At 50.9% G+C, this 26,726-nt stretch carries 21 protein-coding genes and 1 riboswitch; of the genes, 15 read left to right on the top strand and 6 right to left on the bottom strand.

Features of this window, described 5'->3' with window-relative positions:
• Positions 1-173: 173 nt before the first annotated feature.
• Complete coding sequence (gene ubiM, locus FAH66_RS06905) at positions 174-1,358, top strand: 5-demethoxyubiquinol-8 5-hydroxylase UbiM (protein ID WP_137041130.1); 1,185 nt, start codon at positions 174-176, stop codon at positions 1,356-1,358.
• Positions 1,359-1,425: 67 nt separating this feature from the next.
• Here the strand turns inward: ubiM and FAH66_RS06900 are convergent, their stop codons facing one another.
• Both FAH66_RS06900 and queF read right to left on the bottom strand, forming a co-directional pair.
• Positions 1,426-2,103, bottom strand: a complete 678-nt coding sequence (locus FAH66_RS06900) for a 7-cyano-7-deazaguanine/7-aminomethyl-7-deazaguanine transporter (protein WP_137041129.1) — start codon at positions 2,101-2,103, stop codon at positions 1,426-1,428.
• A 99-nt stretch (positions 2,104-2,202) separates the two neighbouring features.
• Positions 2,203-2,676, bottom strand: coding sequence for a preQ(1) synthase (gene queF / locus FAH66_RS06895; protein ID WP_003748427.1), 474 nt, complete (start codon positions 2,674-2,676; stop codon positions 2,203-2,205).
• A 3-nt stretch (positions 2,677-2,679) separates the two neighbouring features.
• Positions 2,680-2,724: riboswitch (PreQ1 riboswitch) on the bottom strand.
• Between the two features lie 148 nt (positions 2,725-2,872).
• Here queF and rfaQ point away from each other — a divergent pair.
• Positions 2,873-3,955, top strand: a complete 1,083-nt coding sequence (gene rfaQ / locus FAH66_RS06890; protein WP_137041128.1) for a putative lipopolysaccharide heptosyltransferase III — start codon at positions 2,873-2,875, stop codon at positions 3,953-3,955.
• A 6-nt stretch (positions 3,956-3,961) separates the two neighbouring features.
• Here the strand turns inward: rfaQ and FAH66_RS06885 are convergent, their stop codons facing one another.
• Complete coding sequence (locus tag FAH66_RS06885; protein WP_137041127.1) at positions 3,962-4,942, bottom strand: hypothetical protein; 981 nt, start codon at positions 4,940-4,942, stop codon at positions 3,962-3,964.
• Between the two features lie 364 nt (positions 4,943-5,306).
• On the opposite strand from FAH66_RS06885, the gene FAH66_RS06880 reads away from it, so the two are divergent.
• Both FAH66_RS06880 and pncB read left to right on the top strand, forming a co-directional pair.
• Complete coding sequence (locus FAH66_RS06880; RefSeq protein ID WP_137041126.1) at positions 5,307-6,602, top strand: M23 family metallopeptidase; 1,296 nt, start codon at positions 5,307-5,309, stop codon at positions 6,600-6,602.
• A gap of 96 nt (positions 6,603-6,698) precedes the next feature.
• Positions 6,699-7,919, top strand: coding sequence for a nicotinate phosphoribosyltransferase (pncB, locus tag FAH66_RS06875; protein ID WP_070589398.1), 1,221 nt, complete (start codon positions 6,699-6,701; stop codon positions 7,917-7,919).
• A 41-nt stretch (positions 7,920-7,960) separates the two neighbouring features.
• Here the strand turns inward: pncB and mtgA are convergent, their stop codons facing one another.
• The gene (mtgA, locus tag FAH66_RS06870; protein WP_003684244.1) at positions 7,961-8,662 is read right to left on the bottom strand and encodes a monofunctional biosynthetic peptidoglycan transglycosylase; all 702 of its coding nucleotides are present in this window, start codon (positions 8,660-8,662) and stop codon (positions 7,961-7,963) included.
• Between the two features lie 2 nt (positions 8,663-8,664).
• Positions 8,665-9,474, bottom strand: a complete 810-nt coding sequence (gene aroE / locus FAH66_RS06865) for a shikimate dehydrogenase (RefSeq protein WP_137041125.1) — start codon at positions 9,472-9,474, stop codon at positions 8,665-8,667.
• A 197-nt stretch (positions 9,475-9,671) separates the two neighbouring features.
• Between aroE and glnA the strand changes: the two genes are divergently transcribed.
• From glnA to FAH66_RS06815, 11 genes are all read left to right on the top strand, one after another.
• The gene (gene glnA / locus FAH66_RS06860) at positions 9,672-11,090 is read left to right on the top strand and encodes a type I glutamate--ammonia ligase (protein ID WP_137041124.1); all 1,419 of its coding nucleotides are present in this window, start codon (positions 9,672-9,674) and stop codon (positions 11,088-11,090) included.
• Between the two features lie 209 nt (positions 11,091-11,299).
• Positions 11,300-12,544 (top strand): hypothetical protein, encoded by a 1,245-nt coding sequence (locus FAH66_RS06855; protein ID WP_003684274.1) that lies wholly within the window; start codon positions 11,300-11,302, stop codon positions 12,542-12,544.
• Positions 12,545-12,606: 62 nt separating this feature from the next.
• Positions 12,607-13,257 carry a site-2 protease family protein gene (locus FAH66_RS06850; protein ID WP_049328871.1) on the top strand — a complete coding sequence of 217 codons (651 nt, stop codon included), beginning with the start codon at positions 12,607-12,609 and terminating at the stop codon, positions 13,255-13,257.
• Positions 13,258-13,388: 131 nt separating this feature from the next.
• Entirely contained in the window at positions 13,389-14,393 is a 1,005-nt protein-coding gene (gene dusB / locus FAH66_RS06845; protein ID WP_137041123.1) for a tRNA dihydrouridine synthase DusB, read from the top strand.
• Between the two features lie 53 nt (positions 14,394-14,446).
• Positions 14,447-14,686, top strand: a complete 240-nt coding sequence (locus FAH66_RS06840) for a Fis family transcriptional regulator (protein ID WP_049351145.1) — start codon at positions 14,447-14,449, stop codon at positions 14,684-14,686.
• 180 nt (positions 14,687-14,866) lie between these two features.
• Positions 14,867-15,742: a DMT family transporter gene (locus tag FAH66_RS06835; protein WP_137041122.1), complete on the top strand. Its 876-nt coding sequence runs from the start codon at positions 14,867-14,869 to the stop codon at positions 15,740-15,742.
• A 66-nt stretch (positions 15,743-15,808) separates the two neighbouring features.
• On the top strand, positions 15,809-16,627 hold the full coding sequence (locus FAH66_RS06830; protein ID WP_137041121.1) for a hypothetical protein: 819 nt from the start codon (positions 15,809-15,811) through the stop codon (positions 16,625-16,627).
• Between the two features lie 108 nt (positions 16,628-16,735).
• On the top strand, positions 16,736-17,905 hold the full coding sequence (locus FAH66_RS06825; protein ID WP_208648099.1) for a chloride channel protein: 1,170 nt from the start codon (positions 16,736-16,738) through the stop codon (positions 17,903-17,905).
• Positions 17,906-18,068: 163 nt separating this feature from the next.
• Positions 18,069-19,649, top strand: a complete 1,581-nt coding sequence (purH, locus tag FAH66_RS06820) for a bifunctional phosphoribosylaminoimidazolecarboxamide formyltransferase/IMP cyclohydrolase (protein ID WP_137041120.1) — start codon at positions 18,069-18,071, stop codon at positions 19,647-19,649.
• A 200-nt stretch (positions 19,650-19,849) separates the two neighbouring features.
• Positions 19,850-19,978 (top strand): hypothetical protein, encoded by a 129-nt coding sequence (locus FAH66_RS11140; protein ID WP_003684264.1) that lies wholly within the window; start codon positions 19,850-19,852, stop codon positions 19,976-19,978.
• Between the two features lie 757 nt (positions 19,979-20,735).
• Positions 20,736-25,472, top strand: a complete 4,737-nt coding sequence (locus FAH66_RS06815; protein WP_137041119.1) for an ESPR-type extended signal peptide-containing protein — start codon at positions 20,736-20,738, stop codon at positions 25,470-25,472.
• A gap of 238 nt (positions 25,473-25,710) precedes the next feature.
• Here FAH66_RS06815 and dusA read toward each other — a convergent pair whose 3' ends face one another.
• On the bottom strand, positions 25,711-26,715 hold the full coding sequence (dusA, locus tag FAH66_RS06810) for a tRNA dihydrouridine(20/20a) synthase DusA (RefSeq protein WP_167480324.1): 1,005 nt from the start codon (positions 26,713-26,715) through the stop codon (positions 25,711-25,713).
• Positions 26,716-26,726 lie beyond the last annotated feature (11 nt).

Here is a 26,726-nt window from a genome sequence, read left to right as displayed (position 1 = left end):
TATATTAAGGTCAAAGTAAAAACGTGCTTACAATCGATAGTCTTTGTTTTATTCTATCGACTCTTTCTATACAATCTATTAAATGCCTTTGATTTACCCTCCTGTAGCTAAACACAGTAAACTTAAGGCCGTCTGAAAAAATCCGTATCAGTTGAATACAAGGAATTCCTCCCATGAGCTTACACAGTGATATTCTCGTCGTCGGCGCAGGCCCTGCCGGATTAAGTTTTGCCGCAGAGTTGGCCGGAAGCAGTTTGAACATAACCCTGATTGAAAGAAGTCCTTTAGAAGTGTTGCAAAATCCGCCGTATGACGGCCGTGAAATCGCACTGACGCATCTGTCGCGTGAAATCATGCAGCGATTGGGGATGTGGGATTTGATTCCAAAAGACGAAATTTATCCTTTGCGCGATGCTAAAGTGTTGAACGGTCATTCCGATTACCAGCTCCACTTCCCGCAACCGACTCAGGCGCGCGGCGAGCCTGCGGACTGCTTGGGCTATTTGATCTCCAACCACAATATCCGCAAAGCCGCTTATGAAGTCGTGTCCAAATTGGACAACGTCAAAATCCTGACCGGCACCAATGTTAAAGAAGTTAAAACTTCTGACAATGAGGCGCAAGTTATTTTGGAAAGCGGCGAAGTATTGACCGGCCGTCTGTTGTTGGCCGCCGATAGTCGCTTCTCGCAAACGCGCCGTCAACTGGGCATTTCTTCAGATATGCACGATTACAGCCGCACCATGTTTGTGTGCCGCATGAAGCATACTCTGTCCAACCTGCATACCGCATATGAATGCTTCCACTACGGCCGCACCATTGCGTTACTGCCTTTGGAAGAACACTTGACCAATACCGTGATTACGGTGGACAGCGATAAAGCCGAAACGATTAAAAACATGTCGCCGGAAGAATTGGCAGCCAGCGTGAAAGAGCAACTCAAAGGCCGTTTGGGCGATATGGAATTGGTCAGCACTATTCACAATTATCCTTTGGTCGGTATGATTGCCCAACGTTTCTATGGCAAACGCAGCGCATTAATCGGCGATGCCGCAGTCGGTATGCATCCGGTTACTGCGCACGGTTTCAACTTGGGTCTGGCAAGTGCCGATCTTTTGGCTAAATTGGTGCTCGAAGCCGAGCAACGCGGTCAGGATATTGGTGCGAAGAGTCTGCTGGAAAAATACAGCACCAAGCATATGTTCCATGCCCATCCGATTTACCACGGCACTAATATGCTGCTGAAACTCTTTACCAATGAAACTGCTCCGGCGAAACTGCTGCGCGGTTTGGTATTGCGTGCAAGTAATAACTTCCCACCGCTGAAAAAACTGATTACCAAACAATTGACCGGTTAATTGTTTAAAACATAAAAGGCCGTCTGAACGATTAAAGTTTCAGACGGCCTTGTTTTTTATCTACTGCTTATTTGGCTAAAACTGATTCGGGCATTTCTTGACGGACGTTTAAGGAAGTCAGCTTTTTGGTCAAGATGCTCAATACGATGCCGTAGGCAGGCAGGAAGAAGAGGGTGCAGATGGCGAGTTTGAACAGATAATCGACAAATGCGATGCCCTGCCAGTTTGCCGCCATAAATTCATCGTTGCTCGCATAAAAGGCAACGGCGAAAAACACCAGCGTGTCCAAAGCGTTGCCGACAACGGTGGAAGCAGTAGGGGCAATCCACCATGATTTCAGACGGCGTAATCTGTTGAACACAAAAATATCGAGGATTTGCCCGAGCGCATAGGCGGAAAAGCTGGCCAATGCGATACGGCCGACGAAGGTGTTAAATTCAGTTAAAGATGCCCAGCCTGTCCAGTTGCCCTCATGAAAGAGGACGGAGAAGACGTAAGAGAGCAGCAGGGCAGGGAACATCACCCAAAAAATAATCCGTCTCGCCAACGGTGCGCCGAAAATGCGCACGGTCAGGTCGGTAGCGAGGAAGATAAAGGGAAAGGAAAATGCGCCCCAAGTGGTAAAGATACCGAAAATTTGAAAGGGGAACTGCACCAGATAGTTGCTGGCGGCAATAATAAAAATATGGAAAAGCACCAGCCAGAAGAGCGCTTTCTTCTGCTGTGCGGCGGTAAATTCGTACATGGAAATCTTTCGGAGTTTTTCAGACGGCATGAGGCCTTGCGAGACCGTGCAATAGAGAAAGTCTTGCAATGAAAAGGGCGTTAGGCCGTCTGAATAGGATTATTGTGCATCGTGCTCAAACAGGCGTTTGCGTGCCAAAGCTTCAAACTCTGTGCCTGCTTTGCCGTAGTTGGCAAACGGGTGAATGGCGATGCCGCCGCGCGGTGTGAATTCGCCGAATACTTCGATGTATTTCGGATCCATCAGGGCGATGAGGTCTTTCATGATGATGTTGACGCAGTCTTCATGGAAGTCGCCGTGGTTGCGGAAGCTGAAGAGATAGAGTTTCAGGGATTTGCTTTCCACCATTTTGATATGGGGGATGTAGCGGATGTAGATGGTGGCAAAGTCGGGCTGGCCGGTCATCGGGCAGAGGCTGGTGAACTCGGGGCAGACGAATTTGACGAAATAGTCGTTGTCGGGATGTTTGTTGTCGAACGCTTCCAAAATTTCAGGCGCGTATTCGCTCGGGTATTGGGTTTTCTGGTTGCCCAAAAGGGAGATGCCTTGCAGCTCTTCGTTGTTGCGGGACATGAGGTTTCCTTAGTTTTTTAATGTGGGAGGTTTTCGAACCACGGGGTGCGGATTGTAATATAAATTGCATGGCTTGTGCGGATTTTATAGCGATGAATCAGCAAGATAGGTTTCAGACGGCCTGTTTTGTATTTTATGAAACCTGTTTTCCGCTTTACAATAGCAGCCAATCAACAGGCCGTCTGAAAGTATTTGTATGTCTTTAGCCCAACCCAAACGTATTCTGATCATCAAATTGCGCCATCATAGCGATGTGCTTTTGAGCACGCCGGTGGTCGATGCGCTGAAAACCCGTTTCCCCGATTGCGAAATCGATATGCTGGTGTATGCCGGTACGGGGCAGCTGATTGCCGATAATCCGCAGATTGCGCAGATTTTTACCATTGATCGAAATTGGAAGAAGCTGGGTGTACTCAAGCAGTTGGCGTGTGAGAAAAATCTTTTGTCTAAGCTAAAGGTGCGCGATTATGACTGGGCTTTCAACCTGTCCGACCAATGGCGCGCGGCAATAATCGCCAAACTGTGCGCCCGTTGCAGCGTGGGTTTGGACTGCATCAAGCGCGACGGTTTCTGGTGGCGTTTCTGTCATGATTTTATCAACCATGAGCTTGATACCAGCCATCATATCGTTGAAAACCAGTTGAATATCCTCGCGCCGCTTATCCAGCCGGAAGACGTGGCCGATGCGAAGGTACGCCTTTGGGTGGCACAAGATGCAAGGGAAAGCATGCGGCAGAAATTGCGTGAGCAGGGTTGGAGCGGCGAAGATTATGTGTTGCTGCACCCGGGTGCGCGTTGGCATTTCAAATGTTGGGAAGACGGCAAAAACGCCGCTATCGTACAGCTTCTGCTCAACAGCGGACAGAATGTCGTATTGACTGCTTCTCACAACACTGTCGAGCAATACATGCTTCAGGAAATTATAGGCCGTCTGAATATTCCGGAAGGCAGAAAAGTATATGTGCTGTCCGGATGCTTGAGTCTGCGTGAATTGGCCGCGGCCATTGAGGGCGCCAAGCTGTTTGTCGGTGTCGATTCCGCACCGATGCACATCGCCGCAGCTTTGGATAAACCGCAAATCGCTTTGTTTGGCGCGTCATGGGTGGATAAATGGCGTCCGTATTCCGAGCAGGCGGAAGTCATTTATGCCGGCGATTATGCCGAACTGCCTCACCCTGATAGTATCGACACCAACGATCCGACACGTCTGTTGAAAGCGATTCCGTTGCAGGATGTATGGGACAAAATTTCTGCCAAATTGGAGGCATTGGAGGCTTAACACCGCTTACCACGATCCATTAAACGTTTTAGCTTTGCGCCAAAATGCCCATTTGGAACGGCGGCCGATTTCCAGCGTGCCGCCGTTTTCGCCGTCTGTAGCAATGCACACGGTTTTCAGACGGCCTGAAGCGAGTGCGTCCCATAAAGGCGCAAACCAACGGGTTTCCCAGCTTTCCAAAATATCTTTGTATGCCCAAACATCGCCTGTCTGTAAGGTGGAAACCAAGTCGTCCAAAAAGATAAGGCCGTCTGAAACCGCATTGCCTGTTTCTTGAACCATCTCAAACCAAGCCTTCAAATCATACGGCGCATCGAGTTTGGGCGTATCCGAAAAACGCGCCCATGCGCTGTCTGAAGCGACGATATCCGCAGACTGTGTACCGTCCGCATCATTCCACAGCCACAAACCGTTGATTTCCGGCAATCCTTGTTGTTCACGCGCTTGGTTAATCGGATGCGTGTGGAGAAACATTTGGATTTCCGTCTGCATGGCCAACCAAGACACCGCATCCTTGCCGTGCGCCTGACCGTCCATTTCCGGCTGCCCGCACACATCCAAAACACATTCTGCGCCCCAATCTTCAATCTTCGGCATACTGAGCAGCCACATACTTTCGCAAAGCGGCTCGAATTGCCAATCTTTAGCTTGATAAAACGCCGACAAATCCGCACATAACCGTTGCGCCTCCTCTTTTTGGATGCCGATAAACTCGCCGCTGATAATGTTGACATGGTGCATGCCCATCTGTTGCCAAACCGGAGAGGCAAAAGCGGCTGTGCGGTTTGGGCTTGTGTGGCGTAAACGTTGCACTTGGGTAATGAGGCTGCCGCTCCACAAATGGCGGCCGTAAAATTCAGACGGCCTGAGTGTTTCTTTGCGTAATATGCCGTAACGCAAAAGACGGTTAAAAGCAGGTAAGGCAAACGCAGGAACGGATTCGTCGGCAAAACGGTTGAGCGAGGGGAGGGCGAGGGTCAGCTTCATAAGCGCAAATAGATAGGAAAACCGTTATTTTACGCGACAAATGATGTGTTTCGGAACCTTGCCTTTACACCCTGAAAAAGAGCCGTTCAGACGGCCGGTTTGGAAAAAACGGGCTGTCATGCTAGAATGCGTGGCGTAAATTTCAGAAAAACAGGGTGTAAATCAACACAATAGCCCTGATAATAACGTCAATCTCAAACACGACCTCATTCATTCCGAATGAAAACCTGATTTTCAGATCGGAAAAAAGACTCAAAGTCCTTTATCCCCAAAACTGTTTAAACCAGCAGGCGGTCGCAGCAGGCCGGATGTGCCGGCATTCTGCAAACTTTAAAAAAACAGACCGCCCCATTAAGGATAACGCGTGATTAAAAACAAATATTCCACTCGATTCAAAGCAACCCTCTTAGCGTTTCTGCTGCCGGCTTCAGGCATCATGACCGCATACGCCATTACCGACCCTCAACCAGCACATACCGATTTCAAAGTCGAGCGTATTTCCGAAGAGCTGCCTGCCGTTTATGTGGAAACCAATACCTATCAATCCAGCTATTGGGTGCAAGAAGTTGTCCAAGCCGGCGACTCTTTGGCAGACGTTTTGACGCGCATGGGTGTCAACCAAGAAGACATCAAGCAAATCATGGCGAAAAACAATGCCAACCTCGACATGAAAAACCTGCGGACCAACCAATCCGTCAATATCCGCATCGACTCTTCAGGCCAAGTGACCGACGTTCAATTCTTTACCGATGAAGAATTGGAACGCAACTTGGTGGCTTTGGAAAAAGTCAAAGGCAAATGGCGCATTTCCAATGCTGAAATCGACATGAAAACCATGCCGACCCTGCGTTCCGTGCAAATCCGCACATCCGCCATCGGCGATATGCTCCGTGCTGAAATCCCTTCCGAGGTGTATATCCAGCTCAAAGAAATCTTTGCCGATTCATTCAATATGAGCGACTTGGGCGAAGGCGATACCGTGCGTCTTTTGTACAACAGCATGTATTTCCGCGGCCAGCAAATGGCGGTCGGCGATATTTTGGCGGCTGAAGTGGTTAAAGACGGCAAAACCTACCAAGCCTATTATTACAGCCAAGGCAAAGGCGACGAAGAAAGCGGTAGCTACTACGACCAAAACGGTAAGTCCCTGCAACAAAAAGAAGGCTTTAATACCGAGCCTGTTGCGTACACGCGCATTTCTTCCCCGTTCGGCTACCGTGTCCACCCAGTCCTGCATACCGTCCGTATGCACACCGGTATCGACTATGCTGCGCCGACCGGTACGCCGATTAAGGCCGCTGCCGACGGTGAAGTGATTTTCAAAGGTTGGAAAGGCGGCTACGGCAATACCGTGATGATCCGCCATGCCAACGGTGTGGAAACCCTGTACGGCCACATGAGCGCGTTCAGCCCTGCCGACGGCAGAGTCCGTGCCGGCGAAGTGATTGGTTTTGTGGGTACAACCGGCCGTTCGACCGGCCCACACCTGCACTACGAAGCACGCGTCAACGGCCAGCCGGTCAATCCGACTACCGTCGCTCTGCCGACGCCGAAATTGACCCCGACCAATATGGCCGCGTTCCGCAAACAGCAAAAAGATGCCAGCACGATGTTGTCTGCCATCCGCTCTTTGCCGGTTTCCGTAGCGCAGTTGGATTAAATAAGATAAAGGCCGTCTGAATAAGGTTTCTTTCAGACGGCCTTTCCTATTAAAATCGATACCCTCATCAAGCCCACGTTTACTCAGAGAAAACTTATGTCTGCTTATCAGCCCATTATCCAATCCCTGCTTGATACCGACCTGTACAAATTCACCATGCTGCAAGTCGTGTTGCACCAATTCCCGCAAACCCACAGCCTCTACGAATTCCGTTGCCGCAACAAAGAGATGGTGTATCCGCTGGCCGATATTCAAGAAGACTTGGAACGCGAACTTGACTCCCTGTGCCAGCTGCGCTTTACCCATGACGAACTCGACTATCTGCGCAGCCTGCGCTTTATCAAAAGCGACTTTGTCGATTATCTCGAACTTTTCCAACTCCAACGCCGCTTCGTTCAAGTCAGTCCTGACGATCAAGGCCGTCTGAACATCCGCATCGAAGGCCCGATGATACAGGCGATGTTCTTCGAGATTTTCATTCTTGCCATCGTCAACGAACTCTATTTCCGCCGCTTGGAAACGCCTGCCGTCATCGAAGAAGGCGAGCGCCGTTTGCAGGCCAAAGCGCAACAGCTAAAAGAAATTGCGGCTACACAAAATCCAAATGATCCGCCGTTTCTTATTTCCGATTTCGGCACGCGCCGTCGCTACACCCTCGCATGGCAGGAACACGTTATCCGCACCTTGCTGGAAGCTGCTCCCGATATCGTGCGTGGTACCAGCAACGTTTATCTGGCCAAAAAACTCGGCATCACACCCATCGGCACCATGGCGCACGAGTTCCTCCAAGCCTTCCAAGCCTTGGACGTACGTTTGCGCAATTTCCAAAAAGCCGCGCTGGAAAGCTGGGTACACGAATACCGCGGCGACCTCGGTATCGCCCTGACCGACGTGGTCGGCATGGATGCCTTCTTGCGCGACTTCGACCTGTACTTCGCCAAACTCTTCGACGGCCTGCGCCACGATAGCGGCGATCCTTATGTTTGGGGCGATAAAGCCTACGAGCATTACAAAAAACTCAAAATCGACAGCCGCACCAAAATGCTGACCTTTTCAGACGGCCTCGATATTGAGCGTTCATGGGCGTTGCACCAATACTTCAAAGACCGTTTCAAAACCAGTTTCGGTATCGGTACCAACCTGACCAACGACTTGGGACACACACCTTTAAACATTGTTTTGAAACTTGTCGAGTGTAACGGCCAATCCGTCGCCAAGCTCTCCGACTCCCCGGGCAAAACCATGACCACCAACAACACCTTCCTCGCTTACCTGCGCCAAGTGTTTGACGTACCGGAGCCGGAAGAGAAAGCCTAAAAAAACAAAGGCCGTCTGAAATGTTCAGACGGCCTTTTAAATTAATCCATATCGCTTTCAGGTAATTCTGCCGAACCCATGCGGCGCAGGATGATATTGGTTTTGTTGTGCATCCGTTTGCTCTTAGGGTGGTCTGCGTAAAACAGCGGAGCAGGAACGCGTGCCGTAAGCTTGGCGGCTTGTTGGCGGGTGAGGGCGGAGGCAGGTTTTTTGTAGAAATACTGGGATGCCGCTTCCGCGCCGAATACGCCGTAGTGCCATTCGATTGAGTTCAGATACAGCTCAAAAATGCGGTCTTTGTCGGTAACCGCTTCCATCATCGCCGTAATCGCCGCTTCTTCGCCTTTGCGGATGTAGCTGCGGCTTTCGTTGAGAAACAGGTTTTTCGCCAGTTGCTGGCTGATGGTCGAACCGCCGGCTTTGACTTCGCCGCTTTGTTTATTGCGTTTCATGGCGTATTTGATGCCGTTCCAGTCAAAGCCGCTGTGTTCGGCAAAGTTGGCGTCTTCGGAAGCAATCAGGGCTTTTTTGAGGTTGACGGAAATTTGGTCGTAAGGCACCCAGCGGTAATCCAGCTCGACATCGCGGCCTTCTTTTGCAAACTGGCTCATGCGCATGGACATGAAGGCGGTTTTGCTGGGCGCGACGGCGCGGTAGGTAATGATGTTGCCGTACACATAAGCGTTGAAGAAAATGAAGATGCCGATGGGCAGGGCAATCAGCCATTTGATGATGCGGAACATGGTTACAGGGCTTTCATGTATTCGATAACGGGGCGGATATCGGGTGTAAATCCGCGCCAAATATGGTAGGAGGCGGCAGCCTGACCGACCAGCATGCCCAGGCCGTCTGAAACTTCGGCCGCGCCATTACTTTGGGCAAAGTTCAAAAACGCCTGTGCCGCTTCGCTGTAAACCATATCGTAGGCAAGGCGGCAGTTGCGGAAAATTTCAGGGCTGACGGCAGGAAGCTGACCGCTCAAGCCGCCGGACGTGCCGTTGATGATGATATCAAAACCGCCGTTCAAATCCGCCATCGGGACGGCTTCAATGCCGAAAAGCTGCGCCAATTCCTCGGCTTTGGCGTGGGTACGGTTGGTAATGACGATACGGGCAGGGCGGTGTTCTTTCAAAACTGGAATCACGCCGCGCACCGCGCCGCCTGCGCCCAAAAGCAAAATGGTTTTGCCTTCGATGGCAATGTTTTTGACCTGCGTGATGTCGTTGGCCAAACCGATACCGTCGGTGTTGTCGCCGCGTATTCTGCCGTCTTCCAACCACACCAGCGTATTGACCGCGCCGGCAGCCAAAGCGCGGTCGGAATGCTCGTCCGCCAGCGCAAAAGCTTCCTGCTTGAACGGAACGGTTACATTCGCACCTTGCCCGCCCTCGGCACGAAACGCCGCAACAGCCTCGGCAAAACCGCCGATTTCGGCACAAATGCGCCCATATGTGATGGCCACGCCTTCCTGCAGCGCAAACTGCTGATGGATTTGCGGCGATTTGCTGTGTGCGACGGGATTACCGAAAACGGCGTAACGCGGAGTGTTGTTCATAAAACGGGTCTGAAAAAACAAAAGAAAAGAGTGCTTATTATAGCGGTCTTTATGTTAAGAAAGCGTAATGTAAAATTGTTGACAATTAAACAGTCTGAAACTATATTTCATTGCGTAAAAACGGGTGCCCTGATGTATTTCAGACGGCCTTACCGTGGTAGAATAACAACTTAAACCCATTCCCTCAGGAGCTGAAGATGTCCATCAAAGACGCTGTAAAACTGATTGAAGAAAGCGAAGCCCGCTTCGTAGATTTGCGCTTTACCGATACCAAAGGCAAGCAGCACCACTTTACCATCCCCACCCGCATCGTCCTCGACGATCCCGAAGAATGGTTCGAAAACGGTCAAGCGTTTGACGGTTCGTCCATCGGCGGTTGGAAAGGTATTCAGGCTTCAGATATGCAGTTGCGTCCCGATGCGTCTACAGCCTTCGTCGATCCTTTCTACGACGATACCACCGTTGTCTTTACCTGCGATGTCATCGATCCGGCCGACGGCCAAGGCTATGACCGCGATCCTCGCTCTATCGCACGTCGCGCCGAAGCTTACTTGAAATCTTCCGGTATCGGCGACACCGCCTATTTCGGTCCCGAGCCTGAATTCTTCGTTTTTGACGGCGTAGAATTTGAAACCGATATGCACAAAACCCGTTACGAAATCACTTCCGAAAGCGGTGCATGGTCAAGCGGCCTGCACATGGACGGTCAAAACACCGGCCACCGTCCGACCGTCAAAGGCGGTTACGCACCTGTTGCGCCGATTGACTGCGGCCAAGACCTGCGTTCTGCCATGGTCAATGTTTTGGAAGAACTCGGCATCGAAGTGGAAGTCCATCACGCCGAAGTCGGTACCGGCAGCCAAATGGAAATCGGTACCCGTTTCGCCACTTTGGTTAAACGTGCCGACCAAACCCAAGACATGAAATATGTGATTCAAAACGTTGCCCACAACTTCGGTAAAACCGCCACCTTCATGCCTAAACCCATCATGGGCGACAACGGCAGCGGTATGCACGTTCACCAATCCATTTGGAAAGACGGTCAAAACCTGTTCTCAGGCGACGGCTATGCCGGTTTGTCCGATACCGCCCTTTATTACATCGGCGGCATCATCAAACATGCCAAAGCACTGAACGCGATTACCAATCCGTCCACCAACTCCTACAAACGCCTCGTGCCGCACTTTGAAGCGCCGACCAAACTGGCATATTCCGCCAAAAACCGTTCCGCTTCCATCCGCATTCCGTCTGTGAACAGCAGCAAAGCACGCCGTATCGAAGCGCGTTTCCCTGATCCGACCGCCAACCCATACTTGGCATTTGCCGCTTTGTTGATGGCCGGTTTGGACGGTATTCAAAACAAAATCCATCCGGGCGACCCTGCCGATAAAAACCTGTACGACCTGCCTCCGGAAGAAGATGCATTGGTGCCTACCGTTTGCGCTTCTTTGGAAGAAGCACTGGCCGCCCTCAAAGCCGACCACGAATTCCTCCTGCGCGGCGGCGTGTTCAGCAAAGACTGGATCGACAGCTACATTGCCTTTAAAGAGGAAGATGTCCGCCGTATCCGCATGGCGCCGCATCCGCTGGAATTTGAAATGTATTACAGCCTGTAAAACAGCTGAGGCATTTTAAATAGGAAATCAAAGGCCGTTTGAAACTGGATTTAAAGTTTCAGACGGCCTTTAGGCTTGGAATAGATAGGGCGATTGAATTAGGTATGATAGCGAGCAGCAATGAATCATGCCGTTTGAAGCCTTTATGGAATCGTTGCCTTGTGTTAAATTGTACTAACGGAATCATTTAATCAAAAAGGTTGGGCAAAATGAATAAGATAATTGGTTTGGCCATTGCTGCGGTATTTGGTTTGAGCGCGTGCAGTAATTTAGATCACAAAACCGCACACGAGGTAATGTCGATTTCCAATGACCGTATTTTAAAAGAAGACCGCAGCTTTAACATCACAGGCAGCTCTCGAATATATATCAGCCCATTGGCTGAAGCTGTATTGGCAGATGAAAAGGTGGAAAAGAAAGCCGAAGCGAAAGCAAAGGATGCCAAAGCCAAAGAGGGGGAGGCGGCATCCTCTATGAAGGTTGCTCAAGAAGACGACGCTGCTTTGAAGCAGGAGTTTTCTGAACGAGAAGAGGCTGAGTTCCGCAATGCAATGCTTGATGCCTTGCCGGATGGCAATATCGCACAAGTTGCCGTTGATTATCTGGATAAATATCCTGCCATATCCAGTTACATGGAAGGGGTTCATCTGAATTATGAGTCGGCAGTTGATTTGTCAACGCGTCAATTTGAGATGATTCCTGAATTGGTCATCAACAACCACAATGAAAAACTTAGTATCAAACTTCCTATGAAGTTAGATGCGGAAAAATGGGAAATTTATGTTGATCTGCCTGCCAGCGTGTCTGCCATTGTTAATGTGTACACTGATGAGAAAATCGGCAAACGTTTGATTAAAGAACCTTTAAAAGTGAGTTTGAAAGAAATCGGTGATTCGAAACACATGCCTTTTGATCATATTGCAGAGGCGGGAGTACGTGCTTTTTTGAGTGCCAATAAGGCTATGCCTGCCGATGCATATGTATTTAAAGAAATGGATGCCTTTGGTAAGGCAAACCATGCACGCTATCGTGTACGTCATGTCATGAAACCGGAGTATGATTCTGTCGTAATGAAGGCAATGGCTAAGGCTTTTGATGAAGAATTGTCGAAATTACAGAAAACGCCTCAACCAGGGTCAACAGAAGAAGATTATAAAAATGCGCGGGAATTTTTCAGTATGTCTGTCAACATAAGTGATAACCAGCCACTTAGCTTCCAGCGGATATTCGGTAACAATCTTGTTGTCGACTATTATCTCGACCGCAAAGGCCGCATGTTGGCTTCCCGCATGTATATGCAAATCAACGGCACACATAAGGCCATTAATATTATCGGCGACAGTGTGTACAGCAATTACGGCAAACCAGTCTTCAAATTGAATCCGCAAGGTAAGGGCATTACTTGGAAAGAGCTGAAAGAGTTTTTCAGTTCGAATAAAAAAGAAGACGATTAAAGCCTCAGGCCGTCTGAAAGGATATTTTCTGTTTTCAGACGGCATGTTTGATAAGGAAAACCATGTTTGCAAATTTTGATTTAGGCGTATTTCTGCTGGCAGTATTGCCCGTGTTGTTGGCCATTACCGTGCGCGAAGTGGCACGCGGTTATACGGCGCGGTATTGGGGCGACCATACCGGCGAGCAGTTTGGGCGTTTGACCCTCAATCCGCTGCCGCATATCGATCCTGTCGGTACGATTGTCGTGCCGCTGGTGTGTCTGATGATAGGCAGTTTTCTGTTCGGCTGGGCGCGTCCTATGCCCATCGATTCGCGCAATTTCCGCGATCCGCGCCGTGCGTGGCGTTGGGTGTCGATTTCAGGTCCGATTGCCAATCTGATTTTGGCGTTCTTTTGGGGCTTTGTCGTCGTATTTTCCGCGTATGTGCCTGAGTCTTATCAAGCGCCATTGGTGCAGATGGCTGGTTACGGCGTGATGGTGAACTCGATTTGGGTCGCGTTCAGCCTGATTCCGATTTTGCCTTGGGACGGCGGTATTTTTATCGATACCTTTCTCAACGCCAAACAGTCCATGCAGTTCCGTAAAATCGAGCCATACGGCACATGGATTATCCTGATCCTGTTGTTTACCGGCCTGCTGGCCAAACTGATTTGGCCGATTATCGCCATGATTCAGGCCGCAGTGCAGATGGTTGTTATGCTGTTTATTTAAATATTGTGGCTGAAAAGGCCGTCTGAAACTCAGTTCCAGACGGCCTTTTTCATTGTGCAACATGTAAATACGATTGGAAAAATTGCTTAAGAATTGTACAATTTCAGCCCTTTCAACTTGGCGCACACATCATGCACATCGGCGGCTATTTCATTGACAACCCCATCGCACTTGCCCCTATGGCAGGCATTACGGACAAACCGTTCCGCCGGATTTGCCGCGAGTTTGGCGCAGGGTGGGCGGTATGCGAAATGCTGACCAGCGATCCGAGCTTGCGCCATACCAAAAAAACCTTGCGCCGCAGCGATTTTGAAGGCGAGGGTGGAGTTGTGGCCGTGCAGATTGCCGGCAGCGATCCGCAGCAGATGGCAGAAGCCGCACGTTACAACATCGGCTTAGGTGCGCAGGTGATTGACATCAATATGGGCTGCCCGGCCAAAAAAGTCTGCAACGTGCAGGCAGGCAGTGCGTTGATGCAAAACGAGCCTTTAGTTGCCGAAATCTTGGAAGCCGTTGTCAACGCGGTGGACGTACCCGTTACCCTCAAAACCCGTTTGGGCTGGCACGACGAACATCAAAACTTGCCGACCATCGCCAAAATTGCCGAAGAATCAGGCATTGCAGCCCTTGCCATCCACGGACGCACGCGCACGCAGATGTACAAAGGCGAAGCGCGTTACGAACTGATTGCCGAAACCAAAGGCCGTCTGAACATTCCCGTTTGGGTCAACGGCGATATTACTTCGCCGCAAAAAGCCGCCGCCGTCCTCAAACAAACCGTTGCCGACGGCATCATGATAGGGCGCGGCGCACAAGGCAGGCCGTGGCTTTTCCGTGATTTAAAACATTACGCCGAACACGGCGTTTTACCGCCGGCCTTGAGCTTGGCAGAATGCAACGCCACCATTTTGAACCACATCCGCGCCATGCATGAATTTTATGGCGAAATTGCCGGCGTGCGCATCGCCCGCAAACACATCGGCTGGTATATCGATGAAATGCCCGACGGCGAACAAACATGCGGGGAAATCAACCGCTTGGATAGCGCCGCGGCACAATACGACACCCTTGCCGCCTATCTTGAGACGCTTTTAGAGAAAACCGACCGTTGGGTATGCCACTATCGGGAAGGCTAAAGAGTTTCAGACGGCCTTATCATTTAAAAACAAATCCAAAGAAAGACATCACGATGAATCAAACGACGACTGACATTGCGCAATGTATTGAACAAAACTTACGACAATACTTCAAAGACTTGGATGGTACGGAACCTTGCGGCGTGTACGATATGGTGTTGCACCAAGTCGAAAAACCGATGCTGATTTGCGTGATGGAACAATGCGGCGGCAACCAATCTAAAGCGGCGGTTATTTTGGGGTTAAACCGCAATACCTTGCGCAAAAAGCTGCAGCAGCATGGTTTGTTGTAATAGGGAGGATAGGACGGACATTTCTGCCTGCCTATAATGAAAGAACCGGCCATGTCATTTATCCATTAGTTAGATATTTTTGGATTTGCTGACACAATCAAAATAAAAACAGCTTGAAAAGGCTTCAGGCCGTCTGAAAGCCAGAGAAGAAACGATTAATTTTTTACCATGAGTTGAACCATGCTTTACCAAATACTCGCACTGTTAATCTGGGGCAGCTCGTTTATCGCTGCCAAGTATTCCTACGAGATGCTCGACCCGACGCTGATGGTTGAGGCGCGGCTGTTGATTGCCGCGTTGATGGTGCTGCCGTCGTGCCGCCGTCATTTAGGTAGGATTCCGCGGAGCGAATGGAAGCCGTTGTTGTGGATTTCCTTTGTCAACTACGTTGTCGTTTTGATGCTCCAGTTTATCGGTTTGAAATATACATCCGCTGCCAGCGCGGTTACCATGGTGGGGTTGGAGCCTTTACTGGTGGTCTTTGTCGGTCATTTCTTCTTCAACGACAAAGCCAAACTTTACCACTGGATTTGCTGCGCGGTGGCGTTTGCCGGCGTGGGCATGATGGTAATGGGCGGTGCAGAAGAGGGCGGTACGATTGACTGGTTCGGCTGTCTGTTGATTTTGCTTGCGGGATTGGGTTTTGCAGGCGTGATACGTCCGAGCCAGCAGATGATTGCCCGTATCGGTGCGCCCGCATTTACCGCAGCTTCCATGGCGGTGGCGGCGGTGTTGTGTCTGCCGTTTTCGCTGGTGTTGGCAGACAGCTATCAAATCAACTGGTCATGGGGCGGTACGCTATCGATTTTGTATATGGGGATTGGCTGTAGTTGGCTTGCCTATCTGTTGTGGAACAAAGGCATGAACACAGTCCCTGCCAACGTCTCCGGTCTGCTGATTTCGCTTGAGCCTGTCATTGGCGTTATCATGGCGGTGTTAATTTTGGGCGAACATTTAAGTGCTATGTCTGCGATGGGCATTACCGTCGTTATTGTGTCCACTTTTGTCGCCGGTATGTTGGCGCATGTCAGCAACAAACACAAGAATGCCGTCTGAAAACGGTTTCAGACGGCCTGAAGTAAGCAGTATCTTTTTTCAATAAGACATTTGGGGAAAATTTCTATGAAACGCATTATCTCTCTGCTTTTGCTCGCCTGCCCTGTCTTGGCGTCGGCTGCACCCGATAGCGACAAAGCCGCCGTACAGGCCGTCATTGCCAAGTATTACAACCGACCGCTTGCCGCGCACAAATGCCAGCTTACCGAGCCGCCGAAAGACAGTGAGACAGCATCTGACAATATTATGTATTGCATGAAACCTGTTGCCGACCATACCGTAACGCGCAACGGCAAAGTCACGCGCTATGTGTTGTACACAGGTTTTGCCTACGATATGCAACAAAAAGTAAAACAGGACGCGCATGCTTCTTCGGGTCTGGCAGAATTGTTTATTTTGGAGAAAGCAGACGGTAAGTGGGCAATCAAACAACATGGAAGCGATGAAATTGGCGCATGGGGGGATGTGCCGGAGAATAAGGATTGGCGGTTTGTCCAGATGGGTGAGCAAAACTGGGGCTACACTGTCGAATCAGGTTATACAGGTCAGGGTGAAACGACAACCGGAGAAAATTTCCTGTTTACCGATAATAGCAACCGTGTCCGTAAAAGCTTAATTATCAACGGTAACGATAACGGCGCATATTACGGCAATTGCGATGAATATAAAGGGCGTGAAAAACGAAACTGCAAAGACAGATATACCAGTCTGGAAGCCAAAATCGCTTTTGACAAAAGCCGTCCTGCCGTATCCGGCGTATGGGCGTTGACTGCAAAACTCAGCGGCGTATCAGGAAAGAAAAATTATAAAAATCAAAAATATATTTTCCCTTATAACGGCAAAACCCACGTCGCCCCCAAAAATTATCCCTTAGGCGGACAATAGTTCTCTTAAAAAGCGCTTTTATCAAACCATTACTACCTCAAGTCAAATTCCGTGAAAGAAACGCATAAACTTTGGGCCGCACTCATCATTACCGGCATTATCGGCGGCATGGTCGGCATTGTATTAACTGAAATCATGCATACGATTCAACATCTTGCCTATGGTTATGGTTCAGACGGCCTATACGTTTCATTCCGCGAGGGCGTATCGCAGGCAAGTCCTGCGCGGCGTATCGGCGTGATGACCTTTTGCGGCGTGGTGGTCGGTTTGGGGTGGTGCTTGCTCAAACGCTACGGCAGGCCGCAACCGAGCATTAAAGCCGTGGTTAAAAATCCGCTTGCCGGCTTTCCGTTGTTTGAAACCGTCAGCCATGCCCTGTTGCAAATCATTACCGTCGGGCTTGGCTCGCCGCTCGGCCGTGAAGTTGCACCGCGCGAAATGACCGCCGCCTTTGCTTCAGTCGGTGTCAACCGTTTCGGGTTGAGCGAAGATGATGCAAGGCTGGTTATTGCCTGCGCTTCGGGTGCAGGTTTGGCGGCTGTGTATAACGTACCGCTCGCGTCCACACTTTTCATCCTCGAAGTCATGCTGGGCTTGTGGACGCAGCAAGCCGTCGCCGCCGCATTGCTGACTTCAGTCATCGCCACCGCCGTCGCGCGCATCGGTTTGGGCGACGTGCAGCAATATCATCCGACCAACCTTTCCATCAACACCTCATTACTTTGGTTTTCCGCCATCATCGGCCCGATACTGGGCGCAACCGCCGTCTTTTTCCAGCGTACCGCCCAAAAGTTTCCCCTCATTAAACGCGACAATGTCAAAATCATTCCCTTGGCTGTCTGTATGTTTGCACTCATCGGCGTAATTTCCATTTGGTTTCCCGAAATTTTGGGCAACGGCAAAGCAGGCAACCAACTGACCTTTGGCGGCTTGACCGACTGGCAACACAGCCTTGAGCTGACCGCCGTCAAATGGCTGGTTGTCTTAATGGCGCTGGCGGCAGGCGCATACGGCGGCCTGATTACCCCGTCCATGATGCTCGGTAGTACCATCGCCTTTGCCGCTGCCGCCGCGTGGAACAGTGTTTTTCCTGAAATGTCCTCTGAAAGCGCGGCCATTGTCGGCGCCGCCGTTTTCCTCGGTGTTTCCCTCAAAATGCCCCTGACCGCCATAGCCTTTATTTTGGAGCTAACCTACGCCCCCGTTGCCTTACTCATGCCATTATGCACAGGCATGGTAGGCGCAGTATGGGTAGCAAAGAAAATGGGATTTAAATAGGCAAAAGCAAAAGGCCGTCTGAAACCAAGTTTCAGACGGCCTTTTACAATAAAATTGTTAACAATATTTGCAAAAACCTACTGCCAAAAATGCGAAACTGGGGGATAATACCGCCCTGAAAATTCATCTCATACTGATTAAACCTTCAACAAAGGAAATCCAAATGTCTTCCATCAAACGCGCCCTGATCAGCCTATCCGACAAGACAGGCGCAGTCGAATTTGCCCAAACCTTGACCAAGCTCGGTGTTGAAATCCTCTCTACCGGAGGTACAGCAAAGCTCTTGGCTGATGCAGGCGTTCCCGTTATCGAAGTTGCCGACTATACCGGCTTCCCCGAAATGCTCGACGGCCGCGTGAAAACGCTGCACCCGAAAATCCACGGCGGTATTTTGGGTCGGCGCGATTTGGGCGAACACGTCGCCAAGATGGAAGAGCACGGCATTGGCAACATCGACCTCGTGTGCGTCAACCTCTACCCCTTCGCCGCCACCATCGCCAAACCAAACTGCACGCTGGAAGACGCGATTGAAAACATCGACATCGGCGGCCCGACCATGGTGCGCTCTGCCGCGAAAAACTGGAAACACGTCGCCATCGTTACCGATACCGCCGATTTCCCGGCCATCGCCGCCGAAATGGAAGCCAACGGCGGCGCATTGAGCGACAAAACCCGTTTCAACCTCTCACGCAAAGCATTCAGCCATACCGCCCAATACGACGGCATGATTTCCAACTACCTGACCTCGCTTTCAGACGACGTCTTGAGCGGCCAGCCCCAAATCGGCGAATTCCCGAGCCAGTTCAACCAAAGCTGGATTAAAGTGCAAGACATGCGCTACGGCGAAAACCCGCACCAACGCGCCGCGTTCTACCGCGATATTTGCCCCGCAGCAGGCAGCCTTTCCGCCTACCAACAACTGCAAGGCAAAGAATTGTCGTACAACAACATCGCCGATGCCGATGCCGCTTGGGAAGCTGTCAAATCCTTTGACGCGCCGGCCTGCGTGATCGTGAAACACGCCAATCCGTGCGGCGTAGCCATCGCCTCCAATACCTTGGATGCCTATAAACTCGCCTACGCTACCGACACCACCAGCGCATTCGGCGGCATCATCGCCTTCAACCGCGAAGTGGATGGCGAAACCGTCAAACAAATTACCGACAACCAATTTATGGAAGTCCTGATGGCGCCGAAGTTTACCGCAGAAGCCCTCGAAATCGCCGCCGCCAAGAAAAACGTGCGCGTATTGGAAGTGCCGCTTGAAGCAGGTGCCAACCGCTTTGAACTCAAACGCGTCGGCGGCGGACTATTGGTACAAACCCCCGACATCCACCGCATCATCCGCGCCGATTTGAAAGTCGTCTCCAAACGCCAACCGACCGAGCAGGAATGGAACGATTTGCTGTTCGTCTGGAACGTCGCCAAATACGTCAAATCCAACGCCATCGTGTTCGGCAAAGGCGGTCAAACCTACGGCATCGGCGCAGGCCAAATGAGCCGCGTGGACAGCACCCGCATCGCCGCCCGAAAAGCGCAGGACGCAGGTTTAGACTTAAACGGCGCATGCGCCGCCTCCGATGCCTTCTTCCCATTCCGCGACGGCGTGGACGTCATCGCCGAACAGGGCATCAAAGCCATCATCCATCCGGCAGGCTCCATGCGCGACCAAGAAGTCTTTGACGCAGCGGACGAACACGGTATCGCTATGGTGGTAACCGGCATTCGCCATTTCCGCCACTAATAAGCTGATATAAAATAAAGGCCGTCTGAAAACAAAGTTTCAATATCGTGAAACCCGTTTTCAGACGGCCTTCTTCAATCATCAAACAATTTAGCGGTCTAACTGTAAATCAGGATAAAACAACCAAGCCCCAGCCAGTCGGATTAATACGGCAACACAACGTCGCCCAAGCCTAAAACTAACCCACTCAGAGAAAAAATATGAAACACATCCTCCTCATCCTAACCCTCGCCACACTCACCGCCTGCGCCTTCAGCCATACCGGCGGCTACGGCTATGCCGGCAACAACGGCGCTTCCGCAGGCGTGACCCAAACATTCCGTTGGTAAGGCCGCCTGAAAACAACACAGTTTCTACAATAGAAAACAAACAAATCCCAAACGTAAAGGCAAGTTTTACACTTGCCTTTTTAATCTTATCTATCGGCTCAATAGCGCATAAATTCGTATCATTTATTCACCATTTATATGTTAAAAAACGTTAAAGGCCGTCTGAAAACAGGCTATGCAAAGCTTTTACACGTTTTAAATCAACTTTCAATACAAAATTCATTAATTATCTAAATAAAAGCCGACATCCAAATCTATCACTAAAATATCCTATTCGTATAATATTTAATAATCATTTCTGTTTAAAAATATTAAGTGAAATCATATTGTTATAAAAGCGTTTAAAAAGCAACAAGTAAATCTAACCGGCATGACCGTTGAAGTCGAAAAAATAACACTTTATCGGAAGAGTCAATTTACGAAACCAAAAGCATATAAAATTTGAGTCAGGATTCCGAATGCATTGAAAGAAGCTAACAAAAAGTGACTTGTTAAGAAACAAGCTGACAAAAAAACGGCACATCGTTTCCCAAACTTCACAAGCTTCCCAAAATGTATCAGCATAAAATCCCATAAAACAGGCTTTTAGCTGTTATTCGGCCGAATGGAGACTTTGGGCACGGGAATTGCATACGAGAGATTACGACGTAAAACCGCATAAAGGGGAGACTCTGAAGTGCGGCATATATATGGACAAGCAGTTTATGGTCGAGCAACACGTCCCAAAAGAAATCAAACCCCTTACAGGAAAATCGATATGAATAAAGTCTTTAAAGTTATTTGGAACCACTCGACCCAGACATGGACTGCGGTTTCTGAAATCAGCCATGCACACGGCAAAAAATCCGCTTCCGACAAGCGTAAAGCCGTAGCTGCTGTAGTTGCAGTGGCAGGTGCCTTAATGGCTTCTAGTGCTGCTCAAGCAGGTGCAGAATTGGGTGGTGGTAGCGCAACAGGTACAAATGCAGTTGCGGTTGGAGCGGCCTCAAAAGCAACCGGTACAGCCTCTTTTGCTGGTGGTACATCAGCTAATGCTGCTGGTGTAAGCTCTGTTGCGGTCGGTGGTTCTATGACTGCGGCTGAAGCTGCTCAAGCAGTTGGTAATAACTCTATTGCAGTAGGTTTTAAATCAAGTGCTTCTCAAACTGCTGACATTGCAGTAGGTTATAACGCTAAAGCTAATGGTACTTCTACTGGTTCTGATGGCGACGGCGTAGTAAATAATGCCGGTTCTGCAATGGCGATTGGTACCGACTCTCAAGCAACCGGTATCGTAGCAACTGCCATCGGTCAACGTTCTCAAGCCCTGGCAAACGGCGCGGTAGCATTGGGTGGCGACGCTCAAGCCAAACAAGGTTCTGACGTAGCAATCGGTCGCGGTTCTGTAGCCGACGGTATTTCTGCTTCTGCATTCGGTCCTGCTGCTCAAGCAACTGGTAAATACGCAGTGGCTTTGGGCGTACAAAGCCAAGCCACTTCAGAACAAGCCATCGCATTGGGTCGCCTCTCTCAAGCTAACGGCAAGTTTGCAACTGCTCTGGGTAACGGTGCTCAAGCAACAGCCCAAAACACTCTGGCTTTGGGTACAGAAGCTAAATCTACTATCGAAAACAGCGTAGCCCTGGGTAACGGCTCTACAACCAGCGCATTCGTACCTACTAACACTGCTACTGTTGGCAGCTACACTTACAGCGGCTTCGCAGGCGCAACCAGCGGCTTGGGCAACGGTGCAGTATTGTCTGTAGGTTCTGCAGGTAACGAACGTCAAATCCAAAACGTTGCCGCAGGTCGTATCAATGCAACTTCTACCGATGCAATCAACGGCTCTCAATTGTTTGCCGTAGCAAACCGCATCGAAAACCTGAATCCGTTTGTATTCTCAGGCCACAATGGCAGCGGTAGCTCACCTGCTGAAGGTACATTCAAATACAATCCAAATTCAACAAACAATCCTCTGAAACTGATCGCTGGTCACGGTTTGACAATGACCTCAAACGGCACTAACGAATACACCCTGAGCGTAGTAGGTGGTGGTGCTAAAGGCGAAAAAGGTGACACCGGCGCTACTGGCGCAACCGGCGAAAAAGGTGAAAAAGGTGAAAAAGGTGACACCGGCGCTACTGGCGCAACCGGCGAAAAAGGTGATACCGGCGCCGCTGGCGAAAAAGGTGACACTGGCGCAGCCGGCGCTAAAGGCGACAAAGGCGACAAAGGCGACAAAGGCGACAAAGGCGACAAAGGCGACAAAGGCGACAAAGGCGACAAAGGCGACAAAGGCGACAAAGGCGACAAAGGCGACAAAGGTGACAAAGGCGACAAAGGTGACAAAGGCGACAAAGGTGACCAAGGTGTAGCCGGCGCTACTGGCGCAACCGGCGACAAAGGCGAAAAAGGTGATACCGGCGCTACTGGCGCAACTGGTGCTACTGGCGCTACTGGCGCTACCGGTGCAACTGGTGCTACTGGTGCTACCGGCGCTACCGGCGCAACTGGTGCTACCGGCGCAACTGGTGCTACCGGCGCAACCGGTGCTAAAGGCGATACCGGTGCTACTGGTGCTAAAGGTGATACCGGTGCTACTGGTGCTAAAGGTGATACCGGTGCAACCGGCGACAAAGGCGAAAAAGGTGACACCGGCGTAACCGGCGCAACTGGTGCTAAAGGCGATACCGGTGCTACTGGTGCAACTGGTGCAACTGGTGCAACTGGTGCTACTGGTGCTACTGGTGCTACTGGTGCTAAAGGTGATACCGGTGCTACTGGTGCCAAAGGTGATACCGGTGCTACTGGTGCAACTGGTGCTACCGGTGCTACCGGTGCTAAAGGTGATACCGGTGCAACTGGTGCTACCGGCGCAACCGGCGCAACTGGCGCTACCGGCGCAACTGGTGCTACCGGCGCAACCGGTGCTAAAGGTGATACTGGTGCTACTGGTGCTAAAGGTGATACCGGTGCAACTGGTGCTACCGGCGCAACCGGCGCAACTGGCGCTACCGGCGCAACTGGTGCTACTGGCGCAACCGGCGCAACTGGTGCAACTGGCGCAACTGGTGCTAAAGGTGATACCGGTGCTACCGGTGCTACCGGCGCAACTGGTGCTACTGGCGCAACTGGTGCTAAAGGTGATACCGGTGCAACTGGTGCTAAAGGCGATACCGGTGCAACTGGTGCTACCGGTGCTACCGGCGCAACTGGTGCTACCGGTGCAACTGGTGCTAAAGGCGATACCGGTGCTACTGGCGCTACCGGTGCTACTGGCGCTACCGGTGCTACTGGCGCAACTGGTGCTACTGGCGCAACTGGTGCTACTGGCGCAACTGGTGCTACCGGCGCAACCGGCGCAACTGGTGCAACTGGTGCAACTGGCGCAACTGGTGCTAAAGGTGATACCGGTGCTACCGGTGCTACCGGCGCTACTGGCGCAACTGGTGCTAAAGGTGATACCGGTGCAACTGGTGCTAAAGGCGATACCGGTGCTAAAGGCGATACCGGTGCTAAAGGCGATACCGGTGCTACCGGCGCAACTGGTGCTACCGGTGCTACCGGTGCTAAAGGTGATACCGGTGCTAAAGGCGATACCGGCGCAACTGGTGCTAAAGGCGATACTGGTGCAACTGGTGCTAAAGGCGATACCGGTGCTACCGGTGCAACTGGTGCTACCGGTGCTACCGGTGCTAAAGGTGATACCGGTGCTAAAGGCGATACCGGCGCAACTGGTGCTAAAGGCGATACTGGTGCAACTGGTGCTAAAGGCGATACCGGTGCTACCGGTGCAACTGGTGCTAAAGGCGATACCGGTGCTAAAGGTGATACCGGTGCTAAAGGTGATACCGGTGCTACTGGCGACAAAGGTGAAAAAGGTGACACCGGCGTAACCGGTGCAACTGGTGCTAAAGGCGATACCGGTGCAACTGGTGCTAAAGGCGATACCGGTGCTACTGGTGCTAAAGGCGATACCGGTGCTACTGGCGCTACCGGTGCTACCGGTGCAACCGGTGCAACTGGTGCTAAAGGCGATACCGGTGCTACTGGCGCTACCGGTGCTACTGGCGCTACCGGTGCTACTGGCGCAACTGGTGCTACTGGCGCAACTGGTGCTACCGGCGCAACTGGCGCAACCGGCGCTACTGGCGCAACTGGTGCTACTGGTGCAACCGGCGCAACTGGCGCAACTGGCGCAACTGGTGCAACTGGTGCAACTGGTGCAACTGGCGCAACTGGCGCAACTGGTGCTAAAGGTGATACCGGTGCTACCGGTGCTACCGGTGCTACCGGCGCAACTGGTGCTACTGGCGCAACTGGTGCTAAAGGTGATACCGGTGCAACTGGTGCTACTGGCGCAACCGGCGCAACTGGCGCAACCGGCGCAACTGGCGCAACCGGCGCTACCGGCGCAACTGGCGCAACCGGCGCAACTGGCGCAACCGGCGCAACTGGCGCAACTGGTGCTACCGGTGCTACTGGCGCTACTGGCGCAACTGGTGCTACTGGCGCAACTGGCGCTACCGGTGCAACTGGTGCTAAAGGCGATACCGGTGCAACTGGTGCTAAAGGCGATACCGGTGCTACTGGTGCTAAAGGCGATACCGGTGCTACTGGCGCTACCGGTGCTACCGGTGCTACCGGTGCTACCGGCGCAACTGGTGCTACCGGTGCAACTGGTGCTAAAGGCGATACCGGTGCTACTGGTGCAACTGGTGCCAAAGGTGATACCGGTGAAAACGGTAAGTCTGCTGAAGGTAAAGTTGAGCGTGATGAAGCTAAAGGTACTTCTACCATTACTATCAACAACTTCGATAAAGACGGTAAAGTCATCTCTACTACTACCGCAACCGTGAAAGACGGTAAAGACGGTAAAGATGCTGATGGCACCTTCGGTCTGGTTGACGAGACTGGTACTACTGACGGCTCTATCTCCAAAAAACTGAATAACACTATTCAGATTAAAGGTGATGCGGGTACTAAAGTTCAAGTATTTGACAAAGCAACCGGTAAGACTTCAGAGAAAGAAGTTCAAAACATCTTCGTTAAGAAAGACGGCGATGCGCTGAAAGCCAGCTTGAACCCTGATCTGACCGTTAACAGTGTTACTACTAATGAACTGAAGGCAGGTCCTGTAACCATCAACAAAGATGGTATCGATGCCGGCAACACTACTATTAAAAATGTTGCTCCAGGTAAGAACGGTACCGATGCGGTTAACGTTGACCAGCTGAACCAAAAATTCGGCGATGTGAACAGCAGTGTGAACAAGGTTGACAACAACGCCCGCGCAGGTGTGGCTCAAGCTCTGGCTACTGCCGGTCTGCCACAAGCTTACTTGCCAGGTAAGAGCATGCTGGCTATCGGTGGCAGTCACTACCGCGGTGAAACCGGTTACGCTGTCGGCCTCTCTAGCATTTCCGATGGTGGTCACTGGATCATCAAAGGTACTGCTTCCGGCAACTCACGTGGTCACTTCGGTGCTACCGTAGCAGTTGGTTACCAATGGTAATCTGACTTTCAGACGGCCTGAAAAGGCCGTCTGAAAAGACGAAGTAAAGTAAATGCGGCCTAATTTAGGTCGCATTTTTTTATGCTTAGATTATGTGTTGGTTTTATTCGATGAATTAATCGTTATAGTAGCTAAAGAGAAATGAATATATCTTTAGCAATCTGTTGCAATGTAAAAGGCCGTCTTAAACATCATTTGATGTTTCAGACGGCCTTTCATTTATTCACACTATACGCCATTAATCCCAAATATTTGCGCGTTCTACTTCTTTCCATGCGTCTAGAATCAGGCTGCCGTCGTTGTCTTTTAGCAAGGTGGCATCTGAGAGCATACGGCGCCAAGTGCGGGCATTTTTTAGGCCGTGCATTAAGCCTAGTGCATGGCGGACGATATGGCGTAGGATGGTACCGCGCTCTGAGGCGATTTGTTCGCGGCTGTATGCGTATAGCCAAGCTGCTAAATCTGCGTATTGGATTGGTGCGTGTGTGTTGTTGTAAAACAGTGCATCCCAATCGCGCATCAGCATCGGATTGTGATAAGCCTCGCGCCCGATCATGACGCCGTCGACAAATTTCAGATGTTCGGCGATTTCTTCATTGGTGGTGATGCCGCCGTTAATCAAAATTTCTAAGTCGGGGAACTCTTGTTTCAAACGGTAGACGTATTCATATTTGAGTGGCGGAACTTCACGGTTTTCTTTCGGGGATAAACCGTCCAGCCAAGCATTACGCGCATGGACGATAAATGTGCGGCAGGCTGTTTTTTCACGAAGCGTGCCTACAAAATCTGCCACGACTTGATATTCTGTTTGTCTATCTACGCCGATGCGGTGTTTGACTGTTACCGGAATTTCAACTACATCCTGCATCGCGTTCAAACAATCTGCCACCAAATCTACATCATTCATCAGGCAAGCGCCGAAAGCGCCTTTTTGTACGCGTGGGCTGGGGCAGCCGCAATTTAGGTTGACTTCATTATAGCCATATGTCTCAGCCGCTTTGGCAGCGATTGCCAAGTCATGCGGATCTGAGCCGCCAAGCTGTAAAGCTACCGGTTGCTCGCCTTCGTTGAAACTCAAGAAGCGGTCTTTATCTCCGTAAACCACCGCGCCTGAATTGACCATTTCGCTATAAAGCCAAGCATTGCGTGTAATTTGTCGCGCCATAAAGCGATAGTGTCTGTCTGTCCAATCGAGCATGGGTGCGACAGACAAGCGGCGGGAAGGCAGGGAAGAAGCAGACATTGAGATGACTT

Source organism: Neisseria subflava (genome assembly GCF_005221305.1).
Lineage (GTDB): Bacteria > Pseudomonadota > Gammaproteobacteria > Burkholderiales > Neisseriaceae > Neisseria > Neisseria subflava.
The sequence above is the reverse complement of the archived record's forward strand: the minus strand, read 5'-3'. Positions and strand labels throughout refer to the sequence as shown.

Excerpts from the sequence above, each read along its gene's own strand:
- ubiM (WP_137041130.1), top strand. The coding sequence starts at position 174 with ATGAGCTTACACAGTGATATTCTCGTCGTCGGCGCAGGCCCTGCCGGA.
- FAH66_RS06900 (WP_137041129.1), bottom strand. The coding sequence starts at position 2,103 with ATGTACGAATTTACCGCCGCACAGCAGAAGAAAGCGCTCTTCTGGCTG.
- queF (WP_003748427.1), bottom strand. The coding sequence starts at position 2,676 with ATGTCCCGCAACAACGAAGAGCTGCAAGGCATCTCCCTTTTGGGCAAC.
- rfaQ (WP_137041128.1), top strand. The coding sequence starts at position 2,873 with ATGTCTTTAGCCCAACCCAAACGTATTCTGATCATCAAATTGCGCCAT.
- FAH66_RS06885 (WP_137041127.1), bottom strand. The coding sequence starts at position 4,942 with ATGAAGCTGACCCTCGCCCTCCCCTCGCTCAACCGTTTTGCCGACGAA.
- pncB (WP_070589398.1), top strand. The coding sequence starts at position 6,699 with ATGTCTGCTTATCAGCCCATTATCCAATCCCTGCTTGATACCGACCTG.
- mtgA (WP_003684244.1), bottom strand. The coding sequence starts at position 8,662 with ATGTTCCGCATCATCAAATGGCTGATTGCCCTGCCCATCGGCATCTTC.
- aroE (WP_137041125.1), bottom strand. The coding sequence starts at position 9,474 with ATGAACAACACTCCGCGTTACGCCGTTTTCGGTAATCCCGTCGCACAC.
- glnA (WP_137041124.1), top strand. The coding sequence starts at position 9,672 with ATGTCCATCAAAGACGCTGTAAAACTGATTGAAGAAAGCGAAGCCCGC.
- FAH66_RS06855 (WP_003684274.1), top strand. The coding sequence starts at position 11,300 with ATGAATAAGATAATTGGTTTGGCCATTGCTGCGGTATTTGGTTTGAGC.
- FAH66_RS06850 (WP_049328871.1), top strand. The coding sequence starts at position 12,607 with ATGTTTGCAAATTTTGATTTAGGCGTATTTCTGCTGGCAGTATTGCCC.
- dusB (WP_137041123.1), top strand. The coding sequence starts at position 13,389 with ATGCACATCGGCGGCTATTTCATTGACAACCCCATCGCACTTGCCCCT.
- FAH66_RS06840 (WP_049351145.1), top strand. The coding sequence starts at position 14,447 with ATGAATCAAACGACGACTGACATTGCGCAATGTATTGAACAAAACTTA.
- FAH66_RS06835 (WP_137041122.1), top strand. The coding sequence starts at position 14,867 with ATGCTTTACCAAATACTCGCACTGTTAATCTGGGGCAGCTCGTTTATC.
- FAH66_RS06830 (WP_137041121.1), top strand. The coding sequence starts at position 15,809 with ATGAAACGCATTATCTCTCTGCTTTTGCTCGCCTGCCCTGTCTTGGCG.
- FAH66_RS06825 (WP_208648099.1), top strand. The coding sequence starts at position 16,736 with ATGGTCGGCATTGTATTAACTGAAATCATGCATACGATTCAACATCTT.
- purH (WP_137041120.1), top strand. The coding sequence starts at position 18,069 with ATGTCTTCCATCAAACGCGCCCTGATCAGCCTATCCGACAAGACAGGC.
- FAH66_RS11140 (WP_003684264.1), top strand. The coding sequence starts at position 19,850 with ATGAAACACATCCTCCTCATCCTAACCCTCGCCACACTCACCGCCTGC.
- FAH66_RS06815 (WP_137041119.1), top strand. The coding sequence starts at position 20,736 with ATGAATAAAGTCTTTAAAGTTATTTGGAACCACTCGACCCAGACATGG.
- dusA (WP_167480324.1), bottom strand. The coding sequence starts at position 26,715 with ATGTCTGCTTCTTCCCTGCCTTCCCGCCGCTTGTCTGTCGCACCCATG.